Source organism: Rhizobium arsenicireducens (assembly GCF_964021225.1).
In genome coordinates this window covers 2,225,471-2,250,747 of sequence record NZ_CAXHYK020000001.1, presented here as the reverse complement: position 1 = coordinate 2,250,747, position 25,277 = coordinate 2,225,471, and the positions used below count along the sequence as shown (strand labels likewise).

At 63.5% G+C, this 25,277-nt stretch carries 30 protein-coding genes; 10 read left to right on the top strand and 20 right to left on the bottom strand.

The annotated features are described in order from the left end of the window. The first annotated feature begins 33 nt into the window (after positions 1 to 33). Complete coding sequence (locus ACWPVA_RS11205; protein ID WP_454287764.1) at positions 34 to 348, top strand: hypothetical protein; 315 nt, start codon at positions 34 to 36, stop codon at positions 346 to 348. Between the two features lie 87 nt (positions 349 to 435). Here ACWPVA_RS11205 and ACWPVA_RS11200 read toward each other — a convergent pair whose 3' ends face one another. After that, positions 436 to 1,167 carry a cation transporter gene (locus tag ACWPVA_RS11200; protein WP_454287763.1) on the bottom strand — a complete coding sequence of 244 codons (732 nt, stop codon included), beginning with the start codon at positions 1,165 to 1,167 and terminating at the stop codon, positions 436 to 438. A gap of 86 nt (positions 1,168 to 1,253) precedes the next feature. On the opposite strand from ACWPVA_RS11200, the gene ACWPVA_RS11195 reads away from it, so the two are divergent. The 3 genes from ACWPVA_RS11195 (at position 1,254) to ACWPVA_RS11185 (ending at position 3,030) form a co-directional block, all read left to right on the top strand. After that, the gene (locus tag ACWPVA_RS11195; protein WP_454287762.1) at positions 1,254 to 1,667 is read left to right on the top strand and encodes a MerR family transcriptional regulator; all 414 of its coding nucleotides are present in this window, start codon (positions 1,254 to 1,256) and stop codon (positions 1,665 to 1,667) included. Positions 1,668 to 1,931: 264 nt separating this feature from the next. Then, on the top strand, positions 1,932 to 2,420 hold the full coding sequence (locus ACWPVA_RS11190) for an N-acetyltransferase family protein (RefSeq protein WP_454287761.1): 489 nt from the start codon (positions 1,932 to 1,934) through the stop codon (positions 2,418 to 2,420). A gap of 43 nt (positions 2,421 to 2,463) precedes the next feature. Continuing rightward, the gene (locus ACWPVA_RS11185; RefSeq protein WP_454287760.1) at positions 2,464 to 3,030 is read left to right on the top strand and encodes a DJ-1/PfpI family protein; all 567 of its coding nucleotides are present in this window, start codon (positions 2,464 to 2,466) and stop codon (positions 3,028 to 3,030) included. 26 nt (positions 3,031 to 3,056) lie between these two features. On the opposite strand, the gene ACWPVA_RS11180 is transcribed toward ACWPVA_RS11185, so the two are convergent. From ACWPVA_RS11180 to ACWPVA_RS11155, 6 genes are all read right to left on the bottom strand, one after another. Beyond that, positions 3,057 to 3,281, bottom strand: a complete 225-nt coding sequence (locus ACWPVA_RS11180; protein WP_454287759.1) for a hypothetical protein — start codon at positions 3,279 to 3,281, stop codon at positions 3,057 to 3,059. Between the two features lie 89 nt (positions 3,282 to 3,370). Then, the gene (locus tag ACWPVA_RS11175; protein WP_454287758.1) at positions 3,371 to 3,709 is read right to left on the bottom strand and encodes a type II toxin-antitoxin system HicB family antitoxin; all 339 of its coding nucleotides are present in this window, start codon (positions 3,707 to 3,709) and stop codon (positions 3,371 to 3,373) included. Between the two features lie 94 nt (positions 3,710 to 3,803). Further along, the gene (locus tag ACWPVA_RS11170) at positions 3,804 to 4,055 is read right to left on the bottom strand and encodes a hypothetical protein (protein WP_454287757.1); all 252 of its coding nucleotides are present in this window, start codon (positions 4,053 to 4,055) and stop codon (positions 3,804 to 3,806) included. Positions 4,056 to 4,142: 87 nt separating this feature from the next. After that, the gene (locus tag ACWPVA_RS11165; protein ID WP_454287756.1) at positions 4,143 to 5,060 is read right to left on the bottom strand and encodes a c-type cytochrome; all 918 of its coding nucleotides are present in this window, start codon (positions 5,058 to 5,060) and stop codon (positions 4,143 to 4,145) included. Positions 5,061 to 5,162: 102 nt separating this feature from the next. Beyond that, positions 5,163 to 5,606 carry a c-type cytochrome gene (locus tag ACWPVA_RS11160; RefSeq protein ID WP_454287755.1) on the bottom strand — a complete coding sequence of 148 codons (444 nt, stop codon included), beginning with the start codon at positions 5,604 to 5,606 and terminating at the stop codon, positions 5,163 to 5,165. Between the two features lie 169 nt (positions 5,607 to 5,775). Further along, positions 5,776 to 6,411, bottom strand: coding sequence for a LysE family translocator (locus ACWPVA_RS11155; protein ID WP_454287754.1), 636 nt, complete (start codon positions 6,409 to 6,411; stop codon positions 5,776 to 5,778). A 130-nt stretch (positions 6,412 to 6,541) separates the two neighbouring features. Here ACWPVA_RS11155 and ACWPVA_RS11150 point away from each other — a divergent pair, with 130 nt between their 5' ends. Beyond that, a complete protein-coding gene (locus tag ACWPVA_RS11150; RefSeq protein ID WP_454287753.1) occupies positions 6,542 to 7,243 on the top strand; it encodes a helix-turn-helix transcriptional regulator in 702 nt (233 codons plus the stop codon). A gap of 14 nt (positions 7,244 to 7,257) precedes the next feature. Here the strand turns inward: ACWPVA_RS11150 and ACWPVA_RS11145 are convergent, their stop codons facing one another. The 9 genes from ACWPVA_RS11145 to ACWPVA_RS11105 all read right to left on the bottom strand — a co-directional run bounded on the left by ACWPVA_RS11145 (position 7,258) and on the right by ACWPVA_RS11105 (position 15,033). After that, positions 7,258 to 8,196: an IS110 family transposase gene (locus tag ACWPVA_RS11145; protein ID WP_454286697.1), complete on the bottom strand. Its 939-nt coding sequence runs from the start codon at positions 8,194 to 8,196 to the stop codon at positions 7,258 to 7,260. Positions 8,197 to 8,676: 480 nt separating this feature from the next. Beyond that, positions 8,677 to 9,525, bottom strand: a complete 849-nt coding sequence (locus tag ACWPVA_RS11140; RefSeq protein WP_454287752.1) for a metallophosphoesterase — start codon at positions 9,523 to 9,525, stop codon at positions 8,677 to 8,679. A gap of 93 nt (positions 9,526 to 9,618) precedes the next feature. Beyond that, on the bottom strand, positions 9,619 to 9,954 hold the full coding sequence (locus tag ACWPVA_RS11135; RefSeq protein ID WP_454287751.1) for a type II toxin-antitoxin system YafQ family toxin: 336 nt from the start codon (positions 9,952 to 9,954) through the stop codon (positions 9,619 to 9,621). Next, complete coding sequence (locus tag ACWPVA_RS11130) at positions 9,944 to 10,225, bottom strand: type II toxin-antitoxin system RelB/DinJ family antitoxin (protein WP_454287750.1); 282 nt, start codon at positions 10,223 to 10,225, stop codon at positions 9,944 to 9,946. The genes ACWPVA_RS11135 and ACWPVA_RS11130 overlap by 11 nt, the downstream gene beginning before the upstream one ends. A 112-nt stretch (positions 10,226 to 10,337) precedes the next feature. Then, positions 10,338 to 10,847, bottom strand: a complete 510-nt coding sequence (locus ACWPVA_RS11125) for a hypothetical protein (protein ID WP_454287749.1) — start codon at positions 10,845 to 10,847, stop codon at positions 10,338 to 10,340. Next, positions 10,840 to 12,150 (bottom strand): hypothetical protein, encoded by a 1,311-nt coding sequence (locus ACWPVA_RS11120; RefSeq protein ID WP_454287748.1) that lies wholly within the window; start codon positions 12,148 to 12,150, stop codon positions 10,840 to 10,842. Before ACWPVA_RS11120 ends, ACWPVA_RS11125 begins: the two co-directional genes overlap by 8 nt. After that, positions 12,147 to 12,905 carry an ABC transporter ATP-binding protein gene (locus tag ACWPVA_RS11115; RefSeq protein ID WP_454287747.1) on the bottom strand — a complete coding sequence of 253 codons (759 nt, stop codon included), beginning with the start codon at positions 12,903 to 12,905 and terminating at the stop codon, positions 12,147 to 12,149. Before ACWPVA_RS11115 ends, ACWPVA_RS11120 begins: the two co-directional genes overlap by 4 nt. Next, positions 12,902 to 13,954 (bottom strand): FecCD family ABC transporter permease, encoded by a 1,053-nt coding sequence (locus ACWPVA_RS11110; RefSeq protein ID WP_454287746.1) that lies wholly within the window; start codon positions 13,952 to 13,954, stop codon positions 12,902 to 12,904. Before ACWPVA_RS11110 ends, ACWPVA_RS11115 begins: the two co-directional genes overlap by 4 nt. Then, positions 13,954 to 15,033 (bottom strand): ABC transporter substrate-binding protein, encoded by a 1,080-nt coding sequence (locus ACWPVA_RS11105; RefSeq protein ID WP_454287745.1) that lies wholly within the window; start codon positions 15,031 to 15,033, stop codon positions 13,954 to 13,956. The genes ACWPVA_RS11110 and ACWPVA_RS11105 overlap by 1 nt, the downstream gene beginning before the upstream one ends. A 475-nt stretch (positions 15,034 to 15,508) precedes the next feature. On the opposite strand from ACWPVA_RS11105, the gene ACWPVA_RS11100 reads away from it, so the two are divergent. Then, on the top strand, positions 15,509 to 17,455 hold the full coding sequence (locus tag ACWPVA_RS11100; protein ID WP_454287744.1) for a putative bifunctional diguanylate cyclase/phosphodiesterase: 1,947 nt from the start codon (positions 15,509 to 15,511) through the stop codon (positions 17,453 to 17,455). An 84-nt stretch (positions 17,456 to 17,539) separates the two neighbouring features. Here the strand turns inward: ACWPVA_RS11100 and ACWPVA_RS11095 are convergent, their stop codons facing one another. From ACWPVA_RS11095 to ACWPVA_RS11085, 3 genes are all read right to left on the bottom strand, one after another. Further along, on the bottom strand, positions 17,540 to 18,826 hold the full coding sequence (locus ACWPVA_RS11095) for an NAD(P)/FAD-dependent oxidoreductase (RefSeq protein ID WP_454287743.1): 1,287 nt from the start codon (positions 18,824 to 18,826) through the stop codon (positions 17,540 to 17,542). Between the two features lie 143 nt (positions 18,827 to 18,969). After that, positions 18,970 to 20,112 carry an AI-2E family transporter gene (locus ACWPVA_RS11090; RefSeq protein ID WP_454287742.1) on the bottom strand — a complete coding sequence of 381 codons (1,143 nt, stop codon included), beginning with the start codon at positions 20,110 to 20,112 and terminating at the stop codon, positions 18,970 to 18,972. Positions 20,113 to 20,314: 202 nt separating this feature from the next. Beyond that, positions 20,315 to 21,157, bottom strand: a complete 843-nt coding sequence (locus ACWPVA_RS11085) for an SDR family oxidoreductase (protein ID WP_454287741.1) — start codon at positions 21,155 to 21,157, stop codon at positions 20,315 to 20,317. Positions 21,158 to 21,251: 94 nt separating this feature from the next. Between ACWPVA_RS11085 and ACWPVA_RS11080 the strand changes: the two genes are divergently transcribed. After that, positions 21,252 to 22,184, top strand: a complete 933-nt coding sequence (locus tag ACWPVA_RS11080; RefSeq protein ID WP_454287740.1) for an AraC family transcriptional regulator — start codon at positions 21,252 to 21,254, stop codon at positions 22,182 to 22,184. Here the strand turns inward: ACWPVA_RS11080 and ACWPVA_RS11075 are convergent. After that, complete coding sequence (locus ACWPVA_RS11075; RefSeq protein ID WP_454289573.1) at positions 22,171 to 23,136, bottom strand: VOC family protein; 966 nt, start codon at positions 23,134 to 23,136, stop codon at positions 22,171 to 22,173. The two genes, ACWPVA_RS11080 and ACWPVA_RS11075, sit on opposite strands and share 14 nt — an antisense overlap. A gap of 223 nt (positions 23,137 to 23,359) precedes the next feature. On the opposite strand from ACWPVA_RS11075, the gene ACWPVA_RS11070 reads away from it, so the two are divergent. The 3 genes from ACWPVA_RS11070 to ACWPVA_RS11060 all read left to right on the top strand — a co-directional run bounded on the left by ACWPVA_RS11070 (position 23,360) and on the right by ACWPVA_RS11060 (position 25,267). Continuing rightward, a complete protein-coding gene (locus ACWPVA_RS11070) occupies positions 23,360 to 23,770 on the top strand; it encodes a universal stress protein (RefSeq protein WP_454287739.1) in 411 nt (136 codons plus the stop codon). Between the two features lie 55 nt (positions 23,771 to 23,825). Next, complete coding sequence (locus ACWPVA_RS11065; protein WP_454287738.1) at positions 23,826 to 24,146, top strand: TraR/DksA family transcriptional regulator; 321 nt, start codon at positions 23,826 to 23,828, stop codon at positions 24,144 to 24,146. Positions 24,147 to 24,340: 194 nt separating this feature from the next. Then, complete coding sequence (locus ACWPVA_RS11060) at positions 24,341 to 25,267, top strand: metal-dependent hydrolase (RefSeq protein ID WP_454287737.1); 927 nt, start codon at positions 24,341 to 24,343, stop codon at positions 25,265 to 25,267. The last annotated feature ends 10 nt before the right edge of the window (positions 25,268 to 25,277 follow it).

Genomic DNA, 25,277 nt, shown 5'->3' with positions numbered 1-25,277 from the left:
AAATGGTTAACTATTGGAACGAAAGTGTCTGCCATGAGGATCGATAGCGGCCTTAGCAGCTATTCATATCATAGCCGGTTCATACCGAGCGCGACGGAAAGCGAAGATGCTTCGGCGGATTCTGCTGCGACCGCCAAGCCACGCAGCAGCGGAAACAGCGCCTTCAGCAGCACGCTTCTGTCGTCCAATCTGGCGACGGCCTTGTGGATCGTCGAAGGCGGACGCAAGGCTGCCGCAACCCCCGGTGCCGATCTCTCCGTCGCCGCCGATGAAACGCCCGCAGCCTCCGTCGCCGAAAAGGTCGAAGCGCTCTATCGCGAATACGAATTGGACGGCGAGGAGGGCTGAGCCTGCCTGCCGCTCTGTGGGAAATGCAGAAAGGGCGCCGGTGGCGCCCTTCGTCTTTTGCCGGTCTTGGGTTTTTGGCGTCCGCGGTCAATGCGCGTGGTCGTGTCCGTCCGCTGTTGCATGGGCGTGCGGTTCAATCCGCTGGTGGCGGTCGGTGCTGCAGGACGTGCAGCCTTCCTCTGCCTTCCTCGCCAGCGCCTCGGCGCCGCCGGCCTTCCACTCGTTCCAGGACTGCCAGAGGATCTGGGCCGAGGAATTGAGGAACAGCCCGGCCATGATGAAGGCGACGGCAAGGTCGGGCCAGGCGGTTGCCGTGCCCCAGACGCCGACGGCGGCGATCATGACGATGACATTGCCGATCGCGTCGTTGCGCGAGCACAGCCAGACCGAGCGCACATTGGCATCGCCGTCCTTGTAATTCATCAGGAGAAGCACGCTTGTGACATTGGCGGCCAGGGCCATGAAGCCGATTACGCCCATCACCGGCGCCTCCGGCATGCCGTCGTAGAACACCCGCCAGACGGTCGAGCCGAAGACCCAGAGCCCCATCAGGAACAGGCTGATGCCCTTGGCCGCCGCCGCCGTGCTGCGCACCTTCAGCGACGCGCCGATCACCGCGAGGGAAATGCCGTAGGTCACGGCGTCGGCGAAGAAATCGAGCGCGTCGGCCTGCAGGGCCTGCGAGCGGGCGAGTTGGCCCGCCGTCATCTCGACGAGGAACATGGCCGCGTTGATGAAGATCACCAGCCAGAGCCGGCGCTTGTAGGTGTCGGACATGCCGTCGAAGGGGGCGTGGCTGTGGCCGTGGCTGGCGCTCATCTGGTCGTTTCCTTTTCGTCTTGCTCTCGTTCGACGTCTTACCTAGTCTCTATAGCGACTAGAGGTTCAAGAGGGTATTGCGAGAAATGTACTCGATCGGGGAACTTTCCCGCCGCACCGGCGTCAAGGTGCCGACTATTCGCTACTACGAGCAGATGGGCCTGATCGCCGCGCCCGACAGGTCGGAGGGCAACCAGCGGCGCTATGAGCGCGCCGAACTGGAGCGCCTGACCTTCATCCGCCATGCCCGCGATCTGGGCTTCCCGATCGAGGCGATCCGCGAACTTCTGGCGCTGAGCGGCCATCCCGACGAGCCCTGCGAGCGCGCCGACCATATCGCCCGCGAGCAGCTGGTCGAAGTGCGCGAGAAGATCGCCCGGCTGCAAAAGCTGGAGCATGAACTGGACCGCATCGTTGCCCACTGCGGCAACCATACCGTCGGCGACTGCTATGTCATCCGGGCGCTGTCCGACCACGGGTTGTGCGACAACGAACATTGAGGAGAAAGCGGCGATGCGGGTCGCTTGAACAATACCAGCCACCCCGCGGCCTGCCCGGTCGTCCCCATTGACAATCGATTGAAATCGGCGCATTGAAGCCGCCATGATCATCGCACGCGCACCCATCTCCTGCACGTATTTTTGGGCCTACCGGTAACCGGCGGCTCGACAGATCATCATGTCAACAGGCCGCCGTCAGGCGGCCTTGTTGTTTTGTAAGACAAAAGCTTTCCCTGACGGCGCAAACGAAAAAGGGAAGCGAAAATGACCGAAGACACCGATATCACCCTGCCGCGACCGCCCGTCGTGGTCATCCGCGCCGCCAAGTCCCATGACCTGCCGGAACTGAACGCCATGATCGCGGCGCTTGCCCTGCATCATGGCGACGCCTCGGCGATGACGCCGGAAAAGCTTGAGCGCGACCTGTTCGGCCCGCTGCCATGGATCACCGCGCTGGTCGCCGACGGCGGCGAGGGCCTGATCGGTTACGCCATCCTCGTGCCGCTCTACAGGGCGCAGGAAGGCAAGCGCGGCATGGACCTGCATCATCTCTACGTGCGCGACGGCCAGCGCGGCAACGGCATCGGCCAGCACCTCGTCGCCCGCGCCCGGGAGCTTGCTCGCCAGTCGGGTTGCGACTACCTTTCGGTCAGTGCCGCGACCGGCAACTTCGCCGCCCATCGCTTCTACGAACACATGGATTTCGTGCCGCGTCCGGTCACCGGCATGCGCTACATGCAGGCGCTGTCTTAAGCGCGGCCACGCTTGGCTTTTTCGTTTCCAAGGAGAATTGCCCATGCCCCGCATTGCCGTCGCCCTGCAAGCCGATTTCGCCGACTGGGAGCCCGCGCTCCTGATGGCCGCCGCCCGCTATTATCTCGGCTGTGAGGTGCTGACCGCCTCGCCGGACGGCCAGCCCGTCGTCTCGATGGGCGGACTCAAGGTCACGCCGGACATCGGCTTTGCCGAGATCGACCCTGAGCGCTTCGACGCTCTGGTGATCCCCGGCGGCTATGCCTGGGAAAAGGGGCGGGCCTTCGATTTCACCGAGCTGGCAAAGGCCTTCCGGGCTGAGAACAAGGTCGTCGCCGGCATATGCGCCGCGGCAAGCGCTCTCGCCGCAACCGGTATCCTCGACGACGTCGCCCATACCGGCAATTCGCGCGCCTCGCACAGCAAGTATCCCGGCTACCATGGCGCCGATCTCTATCGCGACCAGCCGCGGGCGGTGTCAGACAAGCGCATCGTCACCGCGCCGGGTTCGGCACCGGTCACCTTTGCCATTGAAGTCTTGAAAGCGCTCGATCTGTGGACGCCCGAGGCTGAAGCCGAACTCTCGGCCTTTGCCGCCGAACACCGCTAGGCACGTCGATCGCGCCAGGAAACGCTCTAATGCCGCACCGGCGGATGCTGCGACCATTGCTGCAGCGTCGTCTTGATCAGCACCAGGGCGGCCTGCTGCGCATGGTCGCGCTCGCGCGGATCGACGATGTTGGAAAGCCGCTTCTCGAAGGCCCGGACGGTCTCGTCGACCCAGCGGTGCAGGGCCGGATCCGGAAAGCTGTCGAGCAGCGAACGGAGCGCGTTTTCCATCTTCCGGCGTTCGAGGCTCATGCTTCAGTCCTTGGCCATTGTGACGAAACGCACTCTGGCGGTGCAGGCTTGCGCGATGCTGGAGGCAAAGTCTTGAAGTCCATTGACGATCAAGCCGTGTCCCCGGCGGCCTTGCCGAGTACTTCCTCGGCCCACTGGTTGAGGCTCTTGCCGGAAAGCTCGGCCGCCTTTGCGGCGCGCGCATGCACATCGGGGTCAACGCGAAACATCATCTTTCCCGAATAGGACTTATGCGGCTCGCGCCCAAGTTTGCGGCATGTCTCGACATAGTCGTCCACGGCCTCATGGAACGCTTGCTTGAGTTCGTCGACGCTCTCCGCGTGAAACCCGACGACATCGGCGATGCCGGCGAGATTGCCGAAGAAAATCTCATCCTCGGCATCGAACGCGATCCGAGCCGAATACCCCTTGTAGGTCATCACATTCATGGCTTTACTCCCAGGAATTCGAAGGAAACAGCTCACTGGTTCTTGGCATATTTGCGCAGGCCTTCCCGTCGCCGTCCATTCCGGGACCAACTCGTCATAGGAAGTCCTCGCCGCTCGTGTCGTCGTTCGTCCATGTCTCCAAAACCGCGCGGACCACCATTAGTGCAGAGGCGCGGGCAAGCGCCAGATCGCGCGGGTCGGAAAGGTCAGCCATGAACCGGCGGTCAAGGGTGCGGATCACCCTTATCAGTTCGACAACGCGCTGATCGTCGCTTGCTGCGTAACGCTCCGTCATGTGGGTGACGGTTGCTTCCAGTTCTTCCAGCGATGGAGAGGTCTTGGTCAATACGGGCTCCGTGACACGGTTCAATGCCCGTCAAACTAGCTCTTGGGACGGAGATCGGACAAGACGCGGCCCGCCATGATTTTGCAATCACTTCACCGCCGGCACAGCCTTCAGATAGGCGGCGATCGCCTCGCGGTCGGCGGCGGAAAGCTCGGCCAGGTTCTTCTGCACCTCGACCATCGAGCCGCCGACGCTGTCGAAGTCGGGGGTAAATCCGGTCTCGAGATAGGAGGCGATGTCGCCGGCCGACCACGCCCCCATGCTCTTCGAGCCGGGGGTGATGTTGGGGATGGTGCCTTGGCCTTCCGGGTTCGGGCCGCCGGCCAGCCATTGACCGTCCTTGAAGCCGCCGAGCGCGTTGCGTGGCGTGTGGCATTCGCCGCAATGGCCCGGGCCCTCGACCAGGTATTGGCCGAGCTTCACCTTTTCGTCAGCTTCAGCGATCGTCACGCGCGGTTGCTCGTCGAAGAACAGCAGCTTCCAGCCGCCGAGCGAATATCGGATGTTGAACGGGAAGGGCAGTTCGTGCTCGGGCGCTACTACGTCGCTTGCTGGCAGCGTCTTCATGAACCCGTAGAGGTCGTTGATGTCCTTCGGCGCCATGCGGGCATAGGAGCCATAGGGGAAGGAAGGATAGAGATGCTCGCCGTCGCGCCCGACCCCGCGCGTCATCGCATCGCCGAATTCGGCAAGCGTCCATGCGCCGATGCCGGCGGTCGGGGATGGCGATATGTTGGGCGCATAAAAGGTGCCAAACGGACTGGCGAGCGGCGCGCCGCCCGAGAGTACGAGCCTTGCGTCGCCCTCGGATTTCGCTGCGGCATGACAGCTGGCGCAACCGCCGGCAAAGAAGATGCGTCGGCCGTTTTCGAGGTCCGCCTCGCCGAGATTGGCCCAGACGGAGGCGTGCTGGCGCTGAGGTGCCGTGACGATGAGGAAGCCCGCTCCGCCGACCACGCCGAGCGCCACCAATGCGCCTAGCCGTTTCGGCCATTTCGATGCCATGGCGACCTCCAACCTCGATTTTCTCTGCTTGCGGAAAACGCGGTGCCGGCACACCTCGCTGCTGATGCGAGGGGCCGGCGCCGGTGGATCGTCTCTTAGGGCTTACTTCTTCAGGCGGTAGGTCTCGTGACAGCTCGAGCAGGTCGCACCGACGGCCTTCATGGCCGCTCCGGTGCTGGCTTGGTCCGTCGGCATGGCGGCGAGCTGGGCTTCGGCCACCTTGACGAGCTCGTCAGACTTTGCCTTGAAGTCCTCCGGGGTTTCCCAGATCTTCGTCGTGGCCTCGGTGTCCAGACCCACTTCCGTTCCGGCCGGGAAATGGTTCGGGAAATCCTTGGCCACGTCCGCCATGGTGGTCAGCGAAGCCTTTACGACCTCCGCGTCGAACGGCTTTTCTCCCTTGACGATCGCGCCGAGGGCGCCGACCGCGCTGCCGACCTTCTTCATCATTTCCTGGCGCACGACCTGCGGCTCGTCGGCGGCGGTCGCGGCGGTCATTCCGAGCGCGGTGACGATGGCGGCGGCCATAACAAGTTTCAGCTTCATCGGGTTTCTCCATGATGGCGGGCCGGGCGGACCGGCGGCTGGATTGCAGAAATGCGCCGGATGATGTTTGCAAAATTGTACGACAGGAATGAAGTCACATTCAGGTGAAGTGGGGGCCTTCCTCCAATTATATGATAAATATCATGAATTGCTGCGTTTCCCCGACGCCTCAGCCTGTGCCGAGCCCGTGCCACAGCGTGAGCGCGGCCGCCGCGATCAGCATCCCGCCCGCAGTCCGGCCGACCCAGATCGTCGCCGCCGGATTACTCGTCAGCGTGGCCCGCGCCCGGTCGGCGGCCAGCGCCACGCTGCCATAGACGAGCGCCTGCGTGACGATCGTCATCACCCCGAGAACCAGCCCCTGCAGCCATATCGGCCCGTAGACCGGTTTCAGGAACTGCGGATAGACGGCGATGACGAACAGATAGGCCTTGGGGTTCAAGAGGCAGGTGGCGACGGCGCGGCGAAAGGTCTGCCACAGCGCGCCTCTATCCATCCGCTCGACCGTATCAACAGTGATCGCGCTCCTGACCAGCGTGTGTCCGATCCATATCATATAGAGCGACCCGACGATCAGGATCGGCGTGAACAGCCTGGGCGCGAGCGCCAGCAACAGCCCGGTGCCGAGCGTGCCGTAGAGCGTGTGCACCACGCCACCCGTCATCATACCCGAGGTGGCGACCAGCCCGGCGCGCCGCCCGCCCGACAGCGCGCTCGCCAGCACATAGAGCATGTCCATGCCCGGAACGATGATGATGCCGGCGATCAGCACGAGGAAAAGCCAGAGGGTGTCAGCGTAACTCATGTCAGTATCCTTGGAAGTTTCGAAACGCGGAGTTGCGTCTTCCGACTAAAAAACCAGCCGGTTTCGCCTTTCCATAAGCCCGGCTAACTGACATCCTTGTGTCAGTAGCGATTTAGTCGGGGAGAGGAAAATGCGAAAGGCGTCGCGGCTCTTCGAGATCATCCAGATCCTCAGGCTGTCGCGCCGCGTCGTCACCGCGGCCGAGATCGCCGAGCAGCTGGAGGTGACGCCGCGCTCGATCTATCGCGACATTGCGGCCCTGCAGGCCATGCGCGTGCCGATCGAGGGCGAGCGCGGCCTGGGCTATATCCTGCGCCCCGGTTTCGACCTGCCGCCGCTGATGTTTTCGGTGGAAGAGACCGAGGCGATCGTGCTCGGCCTGGCGCTGCTGGAGCGCACGGCTGATACCGCGCTGAAACAGGCGGCCCGCCGGGTCAACGCCAAGATCGCCGCCGCCGTGCCGGAACCGCTGCGCCAAGTGCTTGAGAGCAAGGCCTTGCATGCCTGGGGTTCGGCTGCCCCAGTGCCGGAAGGGATCGACCTCGCCCTGGTCCGCGCCGCCATCCGCGACGAGCGCAAGCTGCTCATCGACTATCGCGACGAATGGGGCAATGCGACGGAACGCACGGTGCGGCCGCTGGCGCTCATCTATTATTCGGCCACCGCCGTCATCGTCGCCTGGTGCGAACTGCGCCAGGCGATCCGCAACTTCCGCGCCGACCGGGTCGAGGACTGCCAGCCGCTCGGGGATTTCTTTTTGGGCGAGGGCAATGGCTTGCGTGAACTCTGGACCAGCGGCTGGACGAGCAGCGGCGTTGCCGCGCCTGCCTAGAGTATCCGTTTTGATCAAGCGGGTTTTGGGATCCATTTCCTGTTGTTTCGCAGAAGTGCGTTTGCCAGGAGGATGAGCTTTCGCATGATGGCTGTAATGGCGACCTTGGGTGGCTTTCCTGTTTTGACGAGGTCGTCGTATTTTGCCTTGAGATCTGGGTTGAAGCGGCAAGCGACGAGGGCGGGCATGTAGAGCGCGTGGCGGACGATGGCCCTGCCGCCAGCAATGAAAGCGCGTCCGGTCCATCGTCCGGACTGGCGGCTCACCGGCGCAAGACCGGAGAGTGCGGCTGCGGCTTTCTCATCCAGTTCGCCCAGTTCAGGCATCTCGATGAGAAGTGTAAAAGCCGTGACCTGTGACACGCCCGGAATTGAGACGAGGATGTCGAACCTAGCCTTGCGGGATGCGTCCTCGGCAATCAAGGCCATGATGGCTTCGTCCACGGCCTTGATCTGGCGCTCGATCTGCCTGAGCCTTTCGACGTTGTGTTTCTTCAGCAGCGGGCTGGAAAGGTTCTTGGCCCTGTTCTTCGCGGCGGTCCTGTCTTTGACGAGCGCCAGCCGCGCCATATGCAACTCTTTCAGATCATTATGGTCTTGTGTATTGGCCTGCAGGATGCGCGGTTCAAGAAGCGTCCCGTAGCGGGCCAGCAGTTCGGCATCGATCCGGTCCGTCTTGGCAAGCCTGCCGGTGGCTTCGCAAAAGCGCCGGGCAAGGCGGGGATTGACCTTGGAGAGCGGCAAGCCATTTGCGGCCATGAAGCGCTCGAAGGCCTTGTGGTAGGGGCCGGTGGGTTCATAGACGATGCGCTCCACGCTCTTTGCGCCGATCCATTTGAGAATGGCCGCAAAACCCTTGCGGTCATTGCCCACCCTCAAGTTTTGACCGTCTGGCAGGCTGTGCAGGTCGATATGGTCTTTCGAGATGTCCGCGCCGATGGTAATATCCGTCATCTTTTCCGCCTCCTATGCTTGTCATCCGAGCCCGAAACTCGGGTATCCGTTCAGGACGATTGGAAAAGATGGGGGCGATCACACTCTAGCTCGGCCCGGCACTCGATGAATGGCGGCCTGCATTTCCACGATCCGTCCCCCATCGCCGGAAGAGGATGGCCGTCCTCTCCGGCGCTTCCTTATCTCACGAAGAAGCACAAATAGTCATAAGACAAGCGTTTCCTGGCTCGATTGAAGCATTCTGCCGAAGCAGGTTTTCGTCAGGGCAAAGGCGATTGGCGAAGGGCATACCCCATGGTACGGCAGAGCCGATCGCCTTTGCCCTGGCGGAAAGATGCTCGGCCCTTCGGGTTGGCTGAAGCGGGCCGCCTGATCGCCCGGCCGGCTTGGCCGTAGGGCGTGGCTACGACGCGCGCCGTCCGGGCGACCATCCGACTCCGTTTGAGCCAACAGAATGCTTCAATCGAGCCAGGAAACGCTCTAGAGGGCGAGGACGCGGCTTTCCTCGCGGCCGAAGCCGGTGATCTCGATGCGGTCGGCATGGAGGGCGACGATCGCGAAGGCGTTTTCGTCGAAGGTATCAACCATGCCCTTGATGTTGACGAAATGCGTGCCGTTCAGCGGCCCGTAATTTCCGGCATGGTTGTGGCCGCAGAAATAGCCGATCGCGGAAGGCGAGGCGGCGATCAGCGCGGACACCTCTTCGGCGCCCCACAGGTTGTGGTCGCTCGACGGGTGGAGCGGATAGTGCCCGAACACGATCGCCCGCTCGCCGGCCTCTTCCGCCAGCTTCAGCCGTTCGGCCAGCCACGCGACCTGCGCCACACTCATGCCGGCATTCCACATCTGCGCATTGGCAGCACCCGCCGCCGTGAGCAAGGCCAGCCGTTCGGCCGCCTCGACCCGGCGCGGATCGTCGAGTGGCGGGGCAAACAGCGAGATCTCGTTGCCGTCGGTCAGGATCAGCCTGACCCCGTTGACGGCGAAATCGTGATAGGGCGCCGGCATGCCGAGCCTGGCATGGACGTCCGCCAGCCTGTCGGAGGCGACGGCGAAGTCGTGATTGCCGGGCAGGATGTGATGCGCGTGGCGCAGCGTGTCGTAGAGCGGCAGTATACGGTCGAAGTTCTCCCAGTCCCGGTCGATCACGTCGCCGAGCGTCACGACGAAGTCGAGATCCTCGCCGTTGAACCGCGCGATGGCTGCTTCGAGCTTGCCGAGGCTTTGCGCATAGTGACGGTTGAGGCGGGTATTGGGCTCGATCGGCGCATATTGCGGATCGGCGACCAGGCCGAAGCGGAGGAGGGGTGAGGATTGTTGGGAGGGCATTTTCGACACGTCATGAAAGGGATGGCCGGACATAGGCGCGGGCCATGACAGTCGTGTGACAGGCGCGAATTCATCTGCGGCCGTGAGTGACCTCTACTTGAAAAGTTCGGAGTGCGTCCCGGCTCGTGTGAAAACAACCAGATTTTGCTTTTCGTCCAGCGTGTAGATCAAGAGGAAATCGCCGCCAATGTGGCACTCGCGGTGATCTCCCCACTCCCCGGTCAACTGGTGATCCTTCCATTCCGCCGGAAGAGGTGCATCATTCGCAACGAGAAGGCCCATGACCTCCTTCAATCTGACCATGTCGTATCGCCCGGAATCGTTGAGACTTTTCCAGTCTCTGACGAATTGCTTCGTATGGTCCGAGCAGCGAGGAAGCGAAGCCGGCTTCGATGAAGCCGGTTTGCTCTTGCCTTGCTTATGGCGCACCGTTTCCAGCCTCGATTGAACCGATCAGTTCTTCGGCCGTCGCAAAGCGGTTCCGCCGCGCTGCCTTGATGGCGCGCGCTTCCTCAATCGCGGCGACAGTCTCCGCATTCGGTCGGGTCAATTCAATCGGGAGAGCCTTTTCGCGGGCGATCCTCGTCAGCATCATGCGCATCACATCGGAAACCGTCAGTCCGAGACTGTCGAGCACTTCGGTCGCATCGTCCTTCAATGCGGAATCGATCCGCGCCCGGATATAAGCATTTGCTGCCATTGTGAGCATCCTTCTTTTATTGAGAAGGATGTAGCTCAAATGGGCATCAATTTCAAGGCGCGGCCGGAGCTCGGGGGACCTCTCTGCCGCGAGCGGGCGGAAAGGTCCACCCTCAGATCACCCTAACTGCATAGACTTCGCCCCCGGCGAGCGGCAGCAGGCGGTTGGCCATTTCGGCTTTCAGCTCTTCGTGGCGGGCGATTTCCTCCGGCGTCTTGTCGGCCTTGGCGCCGAGGGTGACGAATTCGGCGCGCACATGGCCGGGCTTGATCACCGCCTCGACCGTCTTGCCGCGATAGCTGAAGCGGAAGACGTAAGGCCCAGGCGGTTCGGAGATCACGTCATGTCCGCCGATCGATCTGTCGACGGTGAGCCTGCCGTCTGTCAGCGCGCGCGTGACCATTTCCAGCGCGTCTCGGCCGCCGTGGCCGGAAAAGGCGGTGAGGATCGTCACCTCGCGCCGCTCGAGCGGCGTATCCGACAAAAGCGGAAAGGCCGCCTGCATGGCCTTCAGCGCATGCGCCACGCCGCCGGGGAAACCGCCGCCGTGATAGGCGTTGATGCTGTCGAAGGTGAAGCTGATCGGGTGTCCGTTGTCGAGGACGGTGATCTCGTTAGACATGGGCATAGGCCCTCAGGTTGGGAACGAACCGGTCGAGGAAGCGCGTCGTCGCCGGCATGAAATGCGAGCCGTGATGGAACATCGGATCGAGCGAGGAGAGGATCATCGTGCCGGGCGTCGAGACCTTGTCCTCGTAGAGGATCGGCCGGCCTTCGCCGTCGTGGGCAAGAATGGTCGCGCCTTCCGGCGGAACGAACCAGCCATGCAGATGCCATGTCGCATCCTTGTCGCCGATGCCCTGCATCAACGGATGCGAGGCGGCCGCCTCGGTCACCCGGACGCCGAGATCGGCCGACGGTTCGAGCCACCACCACCAGTTCGTCGGTGTCTCGGTGAATTCCACGGCCGGCAACCAGAGGTCCGACCGGCTCTCGCCGAGCGCAACGACAGTCCCGCCGAACTCGAGATGGCGGGCGACGACGTCCTTCTGCGCGATCATCCGCTGCGCGGGGGTGCGGCAGGGCACCCAGAGAATGTCATCCGGCCGCAGCACGTCGCCGAGCTGTTCCGGCGTGCAGATCACGTCGAAGGCCTGCGTGTAGAGCGGACCTTCCAGGCCGCGGATATTGTAATAGGTGCCCGACGAGGGGGCGACGATGCGCCGGCCGGAGCGGGTCGAGGTGCGATGGCCGCCATACGCATCCGGCTCCGAAAGCGGCAGCATTTCCTCCGGCCTGGCCGGGTTTGCCGGCCAGGGATCGAAGCACAGGCCGCCGTTCGCCCAGGCGAGGATACGCGCGGACAGCTCTGGCGCCAGCCCCCATTCGAGGCCCATGCCGGCGAGGTCGTTGCCGGAATGGGAGAAGATGCGCCCGCCCCTCGGCCGTGCCCAGACCCAGTCGACCGGGACCTTGGCGGCGCCTAGCCCGTTGACGGCAACGGCGCCTTCGGGCAGCGGATTGCAGCCGCGGCCGTAGAAGCCGGCGACACCCTTGTTGGTCTCCAGCTTCTTCAGGTCGATGCCATCATAGATCGGGTGCGGATTGACCGCGGCAAGGTCGAAGTCGGCCCGCTTCGGCTCTGCGATCGGCCGGTATTGCGCCATGCCGTCGACGAGCGGGCGCACCATGTGGCCGTTGAAGAACCACCGGCCTCCGCGATCGAGAAAGGCCTTGAGCGCCGGCTTGAGCGCGAGCATGGCGTCCTGGTCGAGCTGCTGGCCGGTGATCAGGCCCGTGTGGGCCGACAGGATCTCCCGCGTCAGGTCGTTCTGTTCGACGATGACGGCCTCGCCGCGCGCCACGGCCTCGATGATGCCCGGCGAGGGCTTGCCATAGGCGGATTTCAGATAGATCGTACTCATGCTGCCTCTGTTCCGGAAAAAGCGGGCAGGATCGCCCGTCGTGTCTCGCCCGTGGGACCGTTGACCTCGACCCAGCGCATCGGCACGCCGTAGAGTTCGGAGAGCTTGTCCGGCTCGATCATCTGCGCAACCGGGCCGTGGATCTCCCCGCCGCCCGGCATCATCAGAAGAACATCGTCGGAGGCCGCCAGCGCGTGGTTGGGGTCATGGGTGGTGAAGATGATGGCGAAGTCGCGCCGGAGCCTCAGCGTATCCAGCAGTTCGAGCGTCTTCGCCTGGTTGCCGAGGTCGAGCGCCGAGGTGGGCTCATCGAACACCAGCACAGGGGAGCCGGTGGCGAGCGCCCGGGCGATCAGCACCATCTGCCGCTGGCCGCCCGACATGCGGTCATAGCGCAGGGTGGCAAGCGAGCAGGCGCCGACCTGCACCAGGGCAGCTTCGGCCGCCTCCCGGTCGTCGGCAGAGGGCTGGCCGAACAGGCCGAGCCGCACCGCGCGCCCCATGACGACGACGTCGAGGCCGGAGAGCTTGGCCTGCGACGCGCCATGCTGCGGCACATAGCCGGCGACCTTCGGCGCATGGCGCTTGCCCGAGGCGAGCGGTTGGAAGCCGAGCAGCGCCCGCAAAAGCGTGGTCTTGCCCCGGCCGTTCGGTCCGAGGATCGCCATCGAGCGGCCGACCGGCACGGAAAAGCTGATGTCCTTGAACAGCGTGCGCGGACCAAACGCGACGGATGCCTTGTCGAGGCCGATCATGGGCGGTTCGCCTCCTTGAAATGCTTGCGCAGCAGCACGGCGAAGACCGGCGCGCCGATCAGTGCGGTCAGCACGCCGAGCGGGATTTCCGCCGAAGTCAGCGTGCGCGACAGCGTGTCGATGAAGGTGAGATAGGCGGCGCCGATGATCGCCGAAGCGGGGATCAGCGCCCGGTGGTCCTCGCCGACGAGAATCCGCGCGGCGTGCGGCACGACGAGGCCGATCCAGCCGACGATGCCGGCGACCGCGACCGAGGTTCCGGTCATCAGCGAAATGGCGATGAAGATGTACCAGCGTTCGCGGTCGGGATTGACGCCGAGCGAGCGGGCTTCCGAGTCCTCGAGCGCCAGAAGGTTCAGCCGGTAGCGCAGCGCAAAGACGATGATGAGCCCGATCGCCATGCCGGGAACGGCAAGCCCGAGCCTCGCCCAGGTGGCGGTGGCAAAGGAGCCCATCAGCCAGTAGACGATGGCGGGTAGCGAGGTGTTGGGATCGGCGATGAACTGGATGATCGAGACCAGGGCCCCGAACAGCGCGCCGATCACCATGCCCGAGAGGATGACGGTGATGACTTCGGTGCGGCCGTTGATACGGGCAAGCGTGCCGACGAGGATCAGCGCCGACAGGCCGAAGACGAAGGCAAGCCCCAGCAGCACCACGCCGGAATAGCCGAACAGCAGCGCCATCGCGCCGCCGAAGGCCGCGCCCTGGCTGATGCCGAGCACCTGCGGCGAGACCAGTGGATTGCGGAACACGCCCTGGAGAGCTGCCCCGCCGACGGCGAGCGCTGCGCCGGAAAGCGCCGCGAGCAGCACGCGCGGCAGGCGCACCAGAAGCACGATGCGCTCGTCCATCTGGGCCGGTGCGAGGCCGGGGTTCATGGCCCCGGCCATCAGGATGTCGATGATGCGCGGCACGCTGACGGAATAGCGGCCGGCGCCGATGGCAAACAGCATCGAGGCGAAAAGGGCGATGAGGAGGGCGCCGAACACGCCGATCCGCATGACCGGGATACCGCGCCGGACCGGTTCCGTCACCACCGCACTCATCACTTGGCCTTGAACTGGGCGTAGTGGGTGGCGTCGCCCTGCATCTGCGTCCACAGGATGCCGTCGATGTCGTCATCGCCGAGGTCGTAGTTGTAGAGCGCCTTGTAGGCCTTTTTCATCTCGGCCCGCAGGTCGTAATGGAAGACGTCGGGATGCAGCAGATTGGCGAGCCACATCCAGGTCAGCGGGCTTTCCTGGCTTGGCGGATCCCAGCGATAGCCGCCGAGCGGCATCTTGTAGACCTTTTTCTCCTGCGCGGCTTTGGTCAGCGACAGGATCGGATCGTTGTAGATCCGGTCGATACCGAGCTTGGCTTCGAAGCTGTTGAGCAGGATGACGTCCGGGTTCCATTCGGCGATCTGCTCGGGGCTGATCGTCGTGCCGTTGCCCTCGACCGAGTCCGAGGCATTCACCCCGCCGACCAGCTCAATCTGCCAGGCGCTGTAATTGCCCTTGTTGCCGGAGGCGGTCAGGTTCTCGAGCGCGCGGCCGAGATAGAGCACCTTTGGGCGCTTGTCGGCAGCAATGGCCTTGGCCTTCTCCGTCATCTCCTGGACGACCGTGTCGCGCCAGCCGTTGATCGCGGCCGCTCGCTCGGGCTTGCCCATCGCGGTTGCGACCATTTCCTGGTAGTCGCGGGTCTTCTCTTCGGTGCCGTAGGAAATAAGCGCGACGTTCAGCCCCGCATTGCTGATCGGGTCGACGAGGTCGGCGCCGTAGTCGGCCCACTGGATGACCAGTTCCGGATTGGTCGCCGCCAGTTCCTCGACATTCGGGATGAAGTTCGGCGCGGTGATGTCGGAGGGAATGTCCTTGGCTTCCGGGAAGATCCTGCCCAGCACGCCCTCGACGATCGCGCTCTTGGCGGTCGGGTTCATGCCGACCAGCCTCGAGGTGCCGCCGTCCATGGCGATGATGGTCGAGGCCATCGGGATCGGGATCGAGGCGATGCGCTCGGCCGCCTTCGGCAGCGTGACGGTGCGCCCCGCCTGGTCCGTCAGCGTAATCGGATCGGCGAGCGCTGCACTGGAAAGGCCGATGACGGCTGCCAGGCTGAGGGGAAGACGACGAGGGGACATCGGAAGCCTTTCGCAAAAGTGGACTGTATAAGTCATAATTTATGCGCTCAAATTGCAAACATGAACAAACTTGTCAAGATATGATCTGGGCTCCCCCACTATGAATTTGTGGGTATCGAGGCGAGCGGTTAGAGGGGAGTAAGCCGTGCTGCGGCTGCACCGACGAACTCCCAACGGTTGCTTGTGTGGACCCCAGGCAGCCTGTCAAAGACGTGCCCAATGACCTGTTCAAAAAGGCGCCCGGCAAGCGGGATCTGCCCTCCATCAAGGCCCAGAGGCCGCCTCCTGGCGTGATGTCGCCGTGCGGGATCTGTTCGAGGATACTCAAACAGGCTTCGCTGATGCGTCAATGATCCCTTAACGGATGCCTGCTACATCTTGCAGGTCTGAATGGATCCGGTTGTGATCCCGCGTGGCATGAGGGCTGGTTCAGGACACGGTGCTTTCGATTTTCCTGACACCTTGCGGATCGCCTATGACCCTCGTGCCCCATGGCCGCCACCTGGCGGCGGAAGCGATCCTCGGATCTCACAGCGATGCCGTCGAGCCTTCGCCCGACGCGATGCGCGAGGGCATGGCGCGCGCGTTCCAGCCGATCATCCGCGGCTTCCTCGTCCCCGTCATCGTCTTCTATCTGGTTATCAGCATCCCGCATGTCTTGCTTCGATCGCCTGCGGACGCAGCCCTGCTGGCTTCATTGTCGGCATCGACGGCTGCGGCTGCGCTCTATCTTCGCTGGTCGCTGCGGCTGGAGGAGGCGAGCTTCGCCCGGCTCGAGTTGATCGGCGTGAGCGTGCTGATGCTGATCTATCTGAACACCTGCGCCGTGCTCTATGTCGATTTTCACCCGTCGAACCTGATCTATTTCCTGTTGTTGATGATGCTGGCCTCGACGGTCGGGATCAGTATGCGCGTGGTGGCGGGTGTCAGCGTGATGACACTGACCACCATGCTGGTGCTCGCTTATCTCCTCGGCAGGGAGCCCTTCTTCTACTTTTCCTTCGTCAGTCTTGCCGGGGCTTTCAGTGCGATCGGGCTCGCCATCTTGATGCGCGGCGCGATCTCGAAAGCGGTCTGTTCGCGCCTGCTCGCGGAGCGGCTGCGGGAACGTGCCGAGTTGCAGGCCGATTTCGACGCGCTGACCGGCCTGCCCAATCGCCGCAATTTTTTCGCCACCCTCGAACAGTGGATTGGCGGCGATCCAGTGCCGAGCGCCAGCGTTCAGGTTGGCATTGTCGATCTCGACGGTTTCAAGCCGGTCAACGATCTCTATGGCCACGCAGTGGGCGACGACCTGCTGGTCGAGGTCGGCCGCCGAATCCGCCGTGTTTGTCCACCTGACTGTCTGGTCGCGCGGCTCGGAGGCGATGAGTTCGCGATAGCTGCCAAACTGCCGCTCTCCGAGGACGGGTTGATCCATCTCGGCTCATCGATCTGCGACACGTTGCGACGACCTTTCGTCATTGCCGACATCCCTATCTCGATCTCCGGATCTGTCGGCTTCGCCCGCTACCCTGCCAACGGTGACACGGTACGGCAGATCTACGAGCGGGCCGATCATGCCCTCTACCAGGCCAAGCGCGCGACCCGCGGCGACGTGGTTGTCTTCTCCGAGCGCCACGAGGCGGAAATGAACGATTTTGGACGGATCGAGCAGACGCTGCGCGGCAGCGATCTCGTCAAGGAACTCTCCGTCGTCTTCCAGCCGCAATTCGACCTCATGCGGCAGCGCGTATCGGGCTTTGAGGCGTTAGCGCGCTGGGACAGTTGCACGCTTGGCAAGGTGAGCCCGGACCTGTTCATTGCGGCAGCAGAACGCACCGGGTTAATGGAGCGCGTTACGGGGATCCTGCTCGAGAAGGCGCTCGCCGCCGCTGTGACCTGGCCCGCCGAGGTTTCGCTTTCCTTCAACCTCTCGGCGCTCGACCTCGTGTCGAACCGCTCGATCGGCAATATTTGCCGCATCGTCCGCGACAGCGGCATCGACCCAGAGCGGCTGGCCTTCGAGATCACCGAGACGGTGGTGATGACCGACTTCGAGCGGGCGCGGGATTCGCTCGTCGTGCTTGCCGGCATGGGCTGCCGGATCGCGCTCGATGATTTCGGTTCGGGTTATTCGAGCTTTGCCTATATCCACCGTTTCCCGCTGCACCGGATCAAGACCGATCGCTGCTTCGTCACCCGTCTTGCGGAGGACGATGCCATTGGTCACACCATATTAAGGGCGATCGCCGATCTCTCGGCCAATATCGGCGTGGAATGCCTGGCGGAGGGGGTCGAGACGGAAGAGGAACTGCGAACCGTGCGTTCGGCGGGCATCCGTTATGTGCAGGGTTATCTGTTCGGCAAGCCGATGAGTGCAGCCGAGGCGAGCGAACGTCTCGCCGGTGGAGCCGCAGACGACGCGCATCAGGCAGTCTGAGCCGATCGCCGGAACGTGTCCGCCGGCCGGCATCTTCGCACCGCATCATGTCTCCCGGCAGAGAGACATGCGCCAGCGGAACGGTCAGTCGTCGAATTTGACGGCCTTCAGCTTGTCGATGCCGAGAACCTGCAGCGCCAGCTTCTCGTAGAAGGGCTCGGAATGGCCGCTCTTGATCTTGTGCAGGAAGTATTTCTCGAAGCCGATCTTGGCCGCATGCACCCACTTGCCCTCGGACGCCCAGTTGACGTTGCGCGGCGGAATCTGCGGCTGGGCCACGAAGGCGATGCCCCCGTCGCCGAAGTCGGCGAGGCAGACCGCATTCCAGGTGCCCTGGGCATTGGGTTTTTCGCCGTTGACGAGGCGGGTAATGTTCTTGGCGGTCGCCGTCACCATGCTCTCGATCATGAAGCCGGTCTTCGGCACGCCCACAGGAACCGGCGTCTTGCCGGTCGGAGCAATGGCGATGCAGACGCCGACGGCGAAGATGTTCGGGTACTGGCCGTTCTGCTGGTGCTTGTCGACCAGGATGAAGCCCCGCGGATTGGTCAGCCCCTCGATATCGCGCACCGCTTCCACGCCGCGGAAGGCAGGCAGCATCATCGTGTAGGTTGACGGCACCTCATGGATGGTCTTGGTCGAGCCGTCCTCGTTGACCTCCTCGACCGTCACCTTGTCGGCCTCGAATTTCTGGACCTTGGAATTGCAGATCCACTTGATATGCTTGGAACGCATCGCGCTTTCCAGCAGGCCCTTGGTGTCGCCGACGCCGTCGAGGCCGAGATGGCCGATATACGGTTCCGAAGTGACGAAGGTCATCGGCACCCTGTCGCGCACCTTGGCGTCGCGCAGCGCCTTTTCCAGTATGAAGGCGAATTCATAGGCCGGACCGTAGCAGGATGCACCCTGGACCGCGCCGATGACCACCGGGCCGGGATTGGCGACCAGCTTTTCGAAAGCGGTCTTGGCCGAGAGCGCATGGTCGATGTGGCAGACCGACTGGGTGTTGGCTTCCGGGCCGAAGCCGGGGATTTCGTCGAAGGCGAGTTCCGGGCCGGTGGCGATCACGAGATAGTCGTAGTCGACGGACGTACCGTCAGTCAGTTCGATGCGGCTTTCGGCGGCATGCAGCCGTTTGGCGCCCTGCGGGTAGAGCCCGATATTGCGCTTCTTGCAGGCCGGCTCCAGGTCGACCTCGATGCTGTCCCGGTCGCGCCAGCCGACGGCCACCCAGGGATTGGACGGCACGAAGGAATATTTCGAGCCCTTGTTGATGATGCTCACCTTGTCGCTGGACGACAGGCTATCTCTGAGTTCGTAGGCCATGATGGTGCCGCCGAGACCGGCACCGAGAACGACGACATGCGCCATGAAGCAACCTCCCATTTGCTGTAAAATATATGAGAAGTAGTATGTACGAAGTTTCGTAGATATAATTTGATTTACGTCAAGTCCGCCAAAATTATTATCTGCCTTCACATGGGCGGATCAGAGCCGCGATTGCTGTGCCGATTTCAGCCGGGCAGGTTCGGCCGCACGCGGCTCTGCGGAAGCAATTCGCTGGCGATGGTCAGGGCGATCAGCGACAGCGGCACCGCCAGCACCGCGCCGATTGCGCCCCACATCCAGGTCCAGAAGATGATCGCGACGAAGATCATGAAGGGGTTGATCTCCAGCCGGCGCCCCATGACCGCCGGCGTGACCAGGTTTTCAATGATCGAATGCACGGTGAAAAAGCCGATCGCGGGTGCAAGCGCCAAGAGCAGTCCATCATGGATCAGCAAACCGGCGATCGCCAGAGAAAGCGTCATTACGGCGATGCCGAGATAGGGAACGAAGCTCGACAGGAAGGCAAACAGGCCCCACAGCGCGGGCATGGGCAGGCCGCCGATCCAGGCGATCAGCGTCATTATCACACCCGTCGCGGCGTAGAGGAGCGTGGCGGTGGCGAAATAGAAACCGAGCGCCTGCTCGATCGAATTCAGGATGCGAATCGCCGAAAGCCGCCGGGCGCGATCGTTGAACGCGATGATCAGCGCGCGCCTGAGCGCCAGGCGGCTGCCGAGGAAGAAGACAAGCGCGCCAAAGAAGATCATGCCTTGCACCAGGGCCGGCGTCACGCGGTTCGCCAGTGTCGAAAGCACGGTGCCCATGTTCTCGATCAGCGCGTCCGGGGTCAGCGGGCCGGAACGGAAGGTGGCGGCGCTGATGTTCAGCCATTCGAAGCGCTCAAGATAGGGCAGCACCCGCGCGATGGTGTGCTCGATCATGCCGGGGGCTGCGCCCGCCAGTTCGGCAAGCGGTGCCGCCAGCGTATTGGCGATGAAGAACAGGAGCAGGGCGAAAAGCGAGGTGAGAATCACCGCCGTCGCCATCGGCGGAATCCCGAGCGCACCGAGGCGGTCGGCCGCGACCCCGAGGATCAGGCCGATGACGATGGCGAGCGTGATCGGCATCAGCACGCTGGACGCAAGATAGACCGCGGCGACGGCGAGGATGAGGAAGATCCCGATCACGGCCCAGATCAGCGTAAGATCAAGCGCGGTCTTGCGCACCTTGATGCGGTGGGGTGTCTTGCGGCGCGCCCGTTCGGTGGCCCAGGCGGCGTTCTCCATCGCCTCCCGGCGTGTTTCCGACCCCTTCGCCCTGCCATTCATTTCGAAAATCCCCGATACATCTGCGCCACAACGCGGAAGTGGGCGGAGTGTTCCATCGGGGATGGCAGCGGCGATGCGTCCGGCTTCGCAACGGGCGGCAGGCCCCCAGAATAAGGGCCGCGCCGTTGCCACGGCACAGCCACCAATTCATCAACATCCGGGGTCGTATCACCGGCGCGTCATTGCAGTGATCGGACAATCATCAGACCTTTGCGCGCCAGGCTGTCTGGCCCGTGAGTGCGTGCATTCCGGCCAGATAATGCTCTTCCGAGGTCGACCATCTGAGGCGTGCATATTCTTCCACATCCGGACCCACCACGTAGCGCAAGCGCTGGGAGCCATCGTTCGCTGCGGTATGGATCGCCTCGACCACCGACTGCTCCGCCGTCGAGGGAAAGGGATAGTCGACCATCGACTGCAGGGCGTGGTCGAAATAGGCCTGGTAGCCGGCCGGTACCGGCGCCGCCTGCGATGCCGCCATGCCGGTGCCGACGAAGTTGGTGGCCAGCATCGCGCCGGGTTCGATCAGCTTGACGCGGACATTCTGCGATTCCAGCTCGTAGGACAGCGATTCCGTCAGACCTTCCACGGCCTGTTTCGAGGCGACATAGATCGACAGCAGCGGCACGGCGGCAATGCCCACGCCCGAACTGACATTGACGATCGTGCCGCCGCCGCGCCGGCGCAGGTGCGGCAGGGCCGATTGGATTACGTTCATCGTGCCGAAGACATTGGTCTCGAAGATGCGGCGGATGGCTTCGGCCGGCGTCGCCTCGAAGACCGATATCATGGTGATGCCGGCATTGTTGACGACGGCGTCGAGCCCGCCGAAGCGGTCGACGCCGGCCGCGATCGCCGCGGCGATGCTGGCAGTGTCGACGACGTCGAGGGCGGCTTCCAGTATCCGTTCGGGATATTCACTCGCCAGCGTGCCGTCCGGCTTGCGCATGGTGGCGATCACGTTCCAGCCGTTTGCGGCGAAGTGTCGGGCAGTCATCTTTCCGAGGCCTGACGAGCAGCCGGTAATGAGAATGGTCTTGGTCATGTGCTTGGCTCCTTTTTGGTTGCCAGGCTTGACTAGCGTGCCTGAATGCTCTTTTCTATAATTCAAAGTCCGAATTTCATTATGGATCGTCCCGATGGATGCGCTGACCGATGTCATAGGCCTGCTGCGTCCGGCAACCGTGCTTCTTGGCAGCATGGCCGGCACCGGCAGTTGGGGTGTGCGCGTGCCGCAGCAGCCCGGCCCGACGTTCTACCTCGTCACCGAAGGCCGCTGCTGGTTCCAGGCGGATGAAGGGGCACCGCTCGAACTGAGCGCGGGCGACTACATCCTCTCGGCGCGGCCGTTCGGAGACTCGTTCGTCAGCGCGCCGGGGGAGAAGACGGAATTGTCGGACGATGCCTTCAAGGCGGCCCATTGGGTGGATGGCGAAGTGCGTGTCGGCGATCGTGACCTCGCCCCGCAGACCCGCATACTGGGCGGCCTCATTCACTGCGATCCGGCCAATGCCGACCTGCTCACCGGCCTGCTTCCGCGCTTCGTCTGCGTGCGCTCGACCGAGCAGGCGGCCTCTCGCCTCCATACGCTCGTCGCCATCGTCCGGGAGGAGGCGGCCGAGAACAGGCCGGGCCGCGATGCGATCCTCTGTCGCCTCATCGAGGTCATGCTGATCGAGATCCTGCGGCGCGAGGCAGCGGCCTTTTCGCCACCGGTCGGCCTGCTCGGAGGCCTGGCGCATCCACAACTCGCCCAGGCGCTCGGGCACATCCACGCGGACGTCGCCCGTGGCTGGACTGTGGGCGAACTGGCCCGGCGCGTCGGCATGTCGCGTTCGGTCTTCGCCCGGCGTTTCTGCGAGGCGGTGGGTGTCGCGCCGGTCGAATATCTTCTGAACTGGCGCATGGCGCTGGCCAAGGATGCCCTGATACGCCGCGGCGGTTCGCTGGACGAAATCGCCGAGGCGGTCGGCTACAAGTCGGCGAGCGCCTTCAGTACAGCCTTCAGCCGGCGGGTCGGCTGCCCGCCCAGCGAATATGTATTGGCCTCGGCCGCCCTCACGCCGCCTTGAGCGTAAGCCCGATGCCCCAGGGGTCCTTCAGCGCATGGCCTTCCGCCGTGCGGTCCACAGGGATCTCCAGGCTCTCCAGCGTGGACAGCGCCGTGTCGAGCGCCGTCTGGTCGTTGAAGGTCAGCGAATAGTCGGACAGGCCCGACATCGCCCCTTCGCGCGCGACTGCCCCACGGCTGTTCCAGATATTGGCGGCGATGTGGTGGTGATAGGTGCCGGCGCCGAAGAAGCTTGCGCCCGGATAGGTCGCCATCTTCTTGAGACCAAGCACACCTTCGTAGAAGCGGTCGGCCTCCGGGATATTGCCCACCTGCAGATGCATGTGGCCGATCGCCGCCTTGTCGCTCATGCCGCCCCAGGCGGTCTTCGGCGCGCTGTCGTAGAGCCCCTGCAGGTCGAGCGCCAGCGTTGCCATTTCCACCGTGCCGTCGGCGTGGAAATCCCATTCGTCCGGCGCGCGGTCGCGGTAGACCTCGATGCCGTTGCCTTCCGGATCGCTCAGATAGATCGCCTCGGAAACCAGATGGTCGGAGGCGCCGTCCAGCTTTACGCCCTGCGCCACGGCATGGGCCAGCCAGTGGCCCAGCTCGTTGCGATCGGGCATCAGGAAGGCCGTGTGGAACAGGCCGGCGGCATTGCGCGGCGCGCGGCGCACGTCGGCGCGGGTGGTGAGTGTCAGAAGCGGACGCGCGCCCGCACCCAGCACCACGCCGCTCATGCCCTGTTCAATCACTGTCAGGCCGAGCATGGTCTCGTAGAACTGCCGCACCTGGTCGATGTCGGAGACGGCGAGATGGGCGGTGCCGACATGAATCGGCCGGGTCAGCGCAAAGCTCTGTTGCGTGTCTGGATTGCCTGTGGCGGTCATGGCATTGGCTCCTGTGGCGGACCGGGCCGGGGTCGTCCCGGCGGAGAATGCGGCTGCGAGCGCGAGCATCGTTCGGCGCTTGATCCGGGTCATCTTCGGTCCTTGTGGTTTGCTGTGTCTGGAGTAAATATGGCCTGTCTCGATCGTTCACGAAAGATCGGGTTTCGAAGATTTATCGTTCGGCATGTGTTGACAATCGCGCATGCCAAAATTGATCTTGATCAATGCAGGGCGTCCGCTAAGGACCGATTGTAAGAACACTAGAGAGGGAGGCGGGTCTGAACGGCCGCGCTACAAGGAGACGAATATGTACAAGAAAATCGTGGTTCCGGTCGATTGCGGCGCGCTCGACAAGGGCGAGAAGATCCTGCGCAAGGCGGCACAATTGCTCGATGCCGGCGGCGAGATCATCCTGATGACGGTGATCGAGGACATGCCGGGCTACATTACCATCGAATTGCCGGTCAATGTCGTCGAGGACGCGATCAAGGACGCCAAGGCCAAGCTGGTCGAACTCAAGGAAAAGACCGGGATCGCCGCCCGCATCGAGTTGCGCACCGGCGCGCCGGCCCGCGAGATCCTCGCCGCCGCCAACGAGCACGGCGCCGACCTCATTCTCGTCGCCTCGCATCTCCCGGACCTCGGAAATTACCTGATCGGCGCGACCGCCGACCGCGTCGTGCGCCACGCCAAGTGCTCGGTTCTCGTTGACCGCTGAGGCGGGGTGGACCACACTGCCAGGCAACTAACAAAAGAACGAGGAAGCATCCCGGATGAACACGGAAAAATACGAGAAGATCCTCAGGGATCGCCAGCGCGAGATTTTTGCCCGGCTGCACAAGATCGACACCGATCTCGGCAAGCCGCGCGATCCCGACAGCGAGGAGCAGGCGATCCAGGCGGAGAACGACGAAGTGCTGGAGGAATTCGGCCAGGTCGGCGAGAAGGAACTGAAGGCGATCGACGCAGCCCTCGACCGCATCACCAAGGGCACCTTCGGCATCTGCGCCAAATGCGGCGAGCCGATCTCCGAGGAGCGCCTCGCGGCCGTGCCCTACGCCCCGCTCTGCCAGGAATGCGCGACCGGTCTCTGATCGGACGCCCCGTTGAACAGGCTCTTGAACAGGCCCTCTGTCCGCGCGCGGGCAGAGGGCTTTTTCGCGCCGCCGTCAGGTCGCGGTGAACCTGCACGCGCCGATTAATGCTCGCGCTCTGCCTCCTCGTCCGGTAACATTGCAAATGCTGAAGACGCCGCAATGGCAATGCGGCAAAAGACGGAGTGCGTGACATGGCGATTGCAGAAACGGCCGGCCAGACGGCGCGGTGGAAGGATGCAGCCCCCGGTTCCGACGACGAGGACATCATTCCCCGCGACATCCGTTTCGGTATCCTGGAGAACCCGACGCGCCACTGGCTCGGCGGCGACTTCCACAAGACGGCCCTGATCGACGGTCTGTCCATCTTCCTGCCGGAAGGCGAGCGCTATTTCATCCGCTCGCTGAAATATTACGCGCCGAAGCTGAAGGACAAGCACCTCGCCGCCGAGATCAACGGCTATTCGGTGCAGGAGGCCTTCCACACCCGCGAGCATGAGGACTACAACCGCGCGCTCGCCAGGCTCGGCTACGACGTCGAGGCGATGGAAGCGCCGGTGATCAAGACGCTGCGCTCCGACAAGATCCCGGTCTTCCGCCTTGCCGTCACCTGCGCCATCGAACACCTGACCGCGACACTGTCGAGCGTGACGCTGCGCCATCCGCAATTCCTCGACGATGCCGCGCCCGCCTATCGCCGGCTGTGGATGTGGCATGCGCTGGAGGAACTGGAGCACAAGGCCGTAGCCCTCGATGTCTTCGATGCGGCAACCAGGAATTATTCCGCCTTCAAGCGCTACATGCTGCGCACCATGGCGTTCAACGCGGTCGCCTGGACCTTCCTGAAAATCGTGCTCAGCAACCTGATGCTCTTTGCCAAGACGGATGGGGTCAAGACCGGCCCGCGCTTCTGGGCGCGTCTGGTCTGGGTGCTGTTCGGCAATCCCGGCTACTGGCGCAAATGCGCGCCGCTGGTGCTGAAATATTACCTGCCGGGCTTCAATCCGGTGAACAAGGACGATCACGCGCTGATCCACAAGGGCCGCGCCTGGCTCTACGATGAATTCATGGCCCTCGAGGCGGCCAAATCCGCCCAGACGGCCGCCCCCGCCGCCGAGTGAAAGAGCCCCG

What these genes read in the sequence shown, in the direction of transcription:
- ACWPVA_RS11205 (WP_454287764.1), top strand. Translation starts at nt 34, where the DNA reads ATGAGGATCGATAGCGGCCTTAGCAGCTATTCATATCATAGCCGGTTC.
- ACWPVA_RS11200 (WP_454287763.1), bottom strand. Translation starts at nt 1,167, where the DNA reads ATGAGCGCCAGCCACGGCCACAGCCACGCCCCCTTCGACGGCATGTCC.
- ACWPVA_RS11195 (WP_454287762.1), top strand. Translation starts at nt 1,254, where the DNA reads ATGTACTCGATCGGGGAACTTTCCCGCCGCACCGGCGTCAAGGTGCCG.
- ACWPVA_RS11190 (WP_454287761.1), top strand. Translation starts at nt 1,932, where the DNA reads ATGACCGAAGACACCGATATCACCCTGCCGCGACCGCCCGTCGTGGTC.
- ACWPVA_RS11185 (WP_454287760.1), top strand. Translation starts at nt 2,464, where the DNA reads ATGCCCCGCATTGCCGTCGCCCTGCAAGCCGATTTCGCCGACTGGGAG.
- ACWPVA_RS11180 (WP_454287759.1), bottom strand. Translation starts at nt 3,281, where the DNA reads ATGAGCCTCGAACGCCGGAAGATGGAAAACGCGCTCCGTTCGCTGCTC.
- ACWPVA_RS11175 (WP_454287758.1), bottom strand. Translation starts at nt 3,709, where the DNA reads ATGAATGTGATGACCTACAAGGGGTATTCGGCTCGGATCGCGTTCGAT.
- ACWPVA_RS11165 (WP_454287756.1), bottom strand. Translation starts at nt 5,060, where the DNA reads ATGGCATCGAAATGGCCGAAACGGCTAGGCGCATTGGTGGCGCTCGGC.
- ACWPVA_RS11160 (WP_454287755.1), bottom strand. Translation starts at nt 5,606, where the DNA reads ATGAAGCTGAAACTTGTTATGGCCGCCGCCATCGTCACCGCGCTCGGA.
- ACWPVA_RS11155 (WP_454287754.1), bottom strand. Translation starts at nt 6,411, where the DNA reads ATGAGTTACGCTGACACCCTCTGGCTTTTCCTCGTGCTGATCGCCGGC.
- ACWPVA_RS11150 (WP_454287753.1), top strand. Translation starts at nt 6,542, where the DNA reads ATGCGAAAGGCGTCGCGGCTCTTCGAGATCATCCAGATCCTCAGGCTG.
- ACWPVA_RS11145 (WP_454286697.1), bottom strand. Translation starts at nt 8,196, where the DNA reads ATGACGGATATTACCATCGGCGCGGACATCTCGAAAGACCATATCGAC.
- ACWPVA_RS11140 (WP_454287752.1), bottom strand. Translation starts at nt 9,525, where the DNA reads ATGCCCTCCCAACAATCCTCACCCCTCCTCCGCTTCGGCCTGGTCGCC.
- ACWPVA_RS11130 (WP_454287750.1), bottom strand. Translation starts at nt 10,225, where the DNA reads ATGGCAGCAAATGCTTATATCCGGGCGCGGATCGATTCCGCATTGAAG.
- ACWPVA_RS11125 (WP_454287749.1), bottom strand. Translation starts at nt 10,847, where the DNA reads ATGTCTAACGAGATCACCGTCCTCGACAACGGACACCCGATCAGCTTC.
- ACWPVA_RS11120 (WP_454287748.1), bottom strand. Translation starts at nt 12,150, where the DNA reads ATGAGTACGATCTATCTGAAATCCGCCTATGGCAAGCCCTCGCCGGGC.
- ACWPVA_RS11115 (WP_454287747.1), bottom strand. Translation starts at nt 12,905, where the DNA reads ATGATCGGCCTCGACAAGGCATCCGTCGCGTTTGGTCCGCGCACGCTG.
- ACWPVA_RS11110 (WP_454287746.1), bottom strand. Translation starts at nt 13,954, where the DNA reads ATGAGTGCGGTGGTGACGGAACCGGTCCGGCGCGGTATCCCGGTCATG.
- ACWPVA_RS11105 (WP_454287745.1), bottom strand. Translation starts at nt 15,033, where the DNA reads ATGTCCCCTCGTCGTCTTCCCCTCAGCCTGGCAGCCGTCATCGGCCTT.
- ACWPVA_RS11100 (WP_454287744.1), top strand. Translation starts at nt 15,509, where the DNA reads ATGACCCTCGTGCCCCATGGCCGCCACCTGGCGGCGGAAGCGATCCTC.
- ACWPVA_RS11095 (WP_454287743.1), bottom strand. Translation starts at nt 18,826, where the DNA reads ATGGCGCATGTCGTCGTTCTCGGTGCCGGTCTCGGCGGCACCATCATG.
- ACWPVA_RS11090 (WP_454287742.1), bottom strand. Translation starts at nt 20,112, where the DNA reads ATGAATGGCAGGGCGAAGGGGTCGGAAACACGCCGGGAGGCGATGGAG.
- ACWPVA_RS11085 (WP_454287741.1), bottom strand. Translation starts at nt 21,157, where the DNA reads ATGACCAAGACCATTCTCATTACCGGCTGCTCGTCAGGCCTCGGAAAG.
- ACWPVA_RS11080 (WP_454287740.1), top strand. Translation starts at nt 21,252, where the DNA reads ATGGATGCGCTGACCGATGTCATAGGCCTGCTGCGTCCGGCAACCGTG.
- ACWPVA_RS11070 (WP_454287739.1), top strand. Translation starts at nt 23,360, where the DNA reads ATGTACAAGAAAATCGTGGTTCCGGTCGATTGCGGCGCGCTCGACAAG.
- ACWPVA_RS11065 (WP_454287738.1), top strand. Translation starts at nt 23,826, where the DNA reads ATGAACACGGAAAAATACGAGAAGATCCTCAGGGATCGCCAGCGCGAG.
- ACWPVA_RS11060 (WP_454287737.1), top strand. Translation starts at nt 24,341, where the DNA reads ATGGCGATTGCAGAAACGGCCGGCCAGACGGCGCGGTGGAAGGATGCA.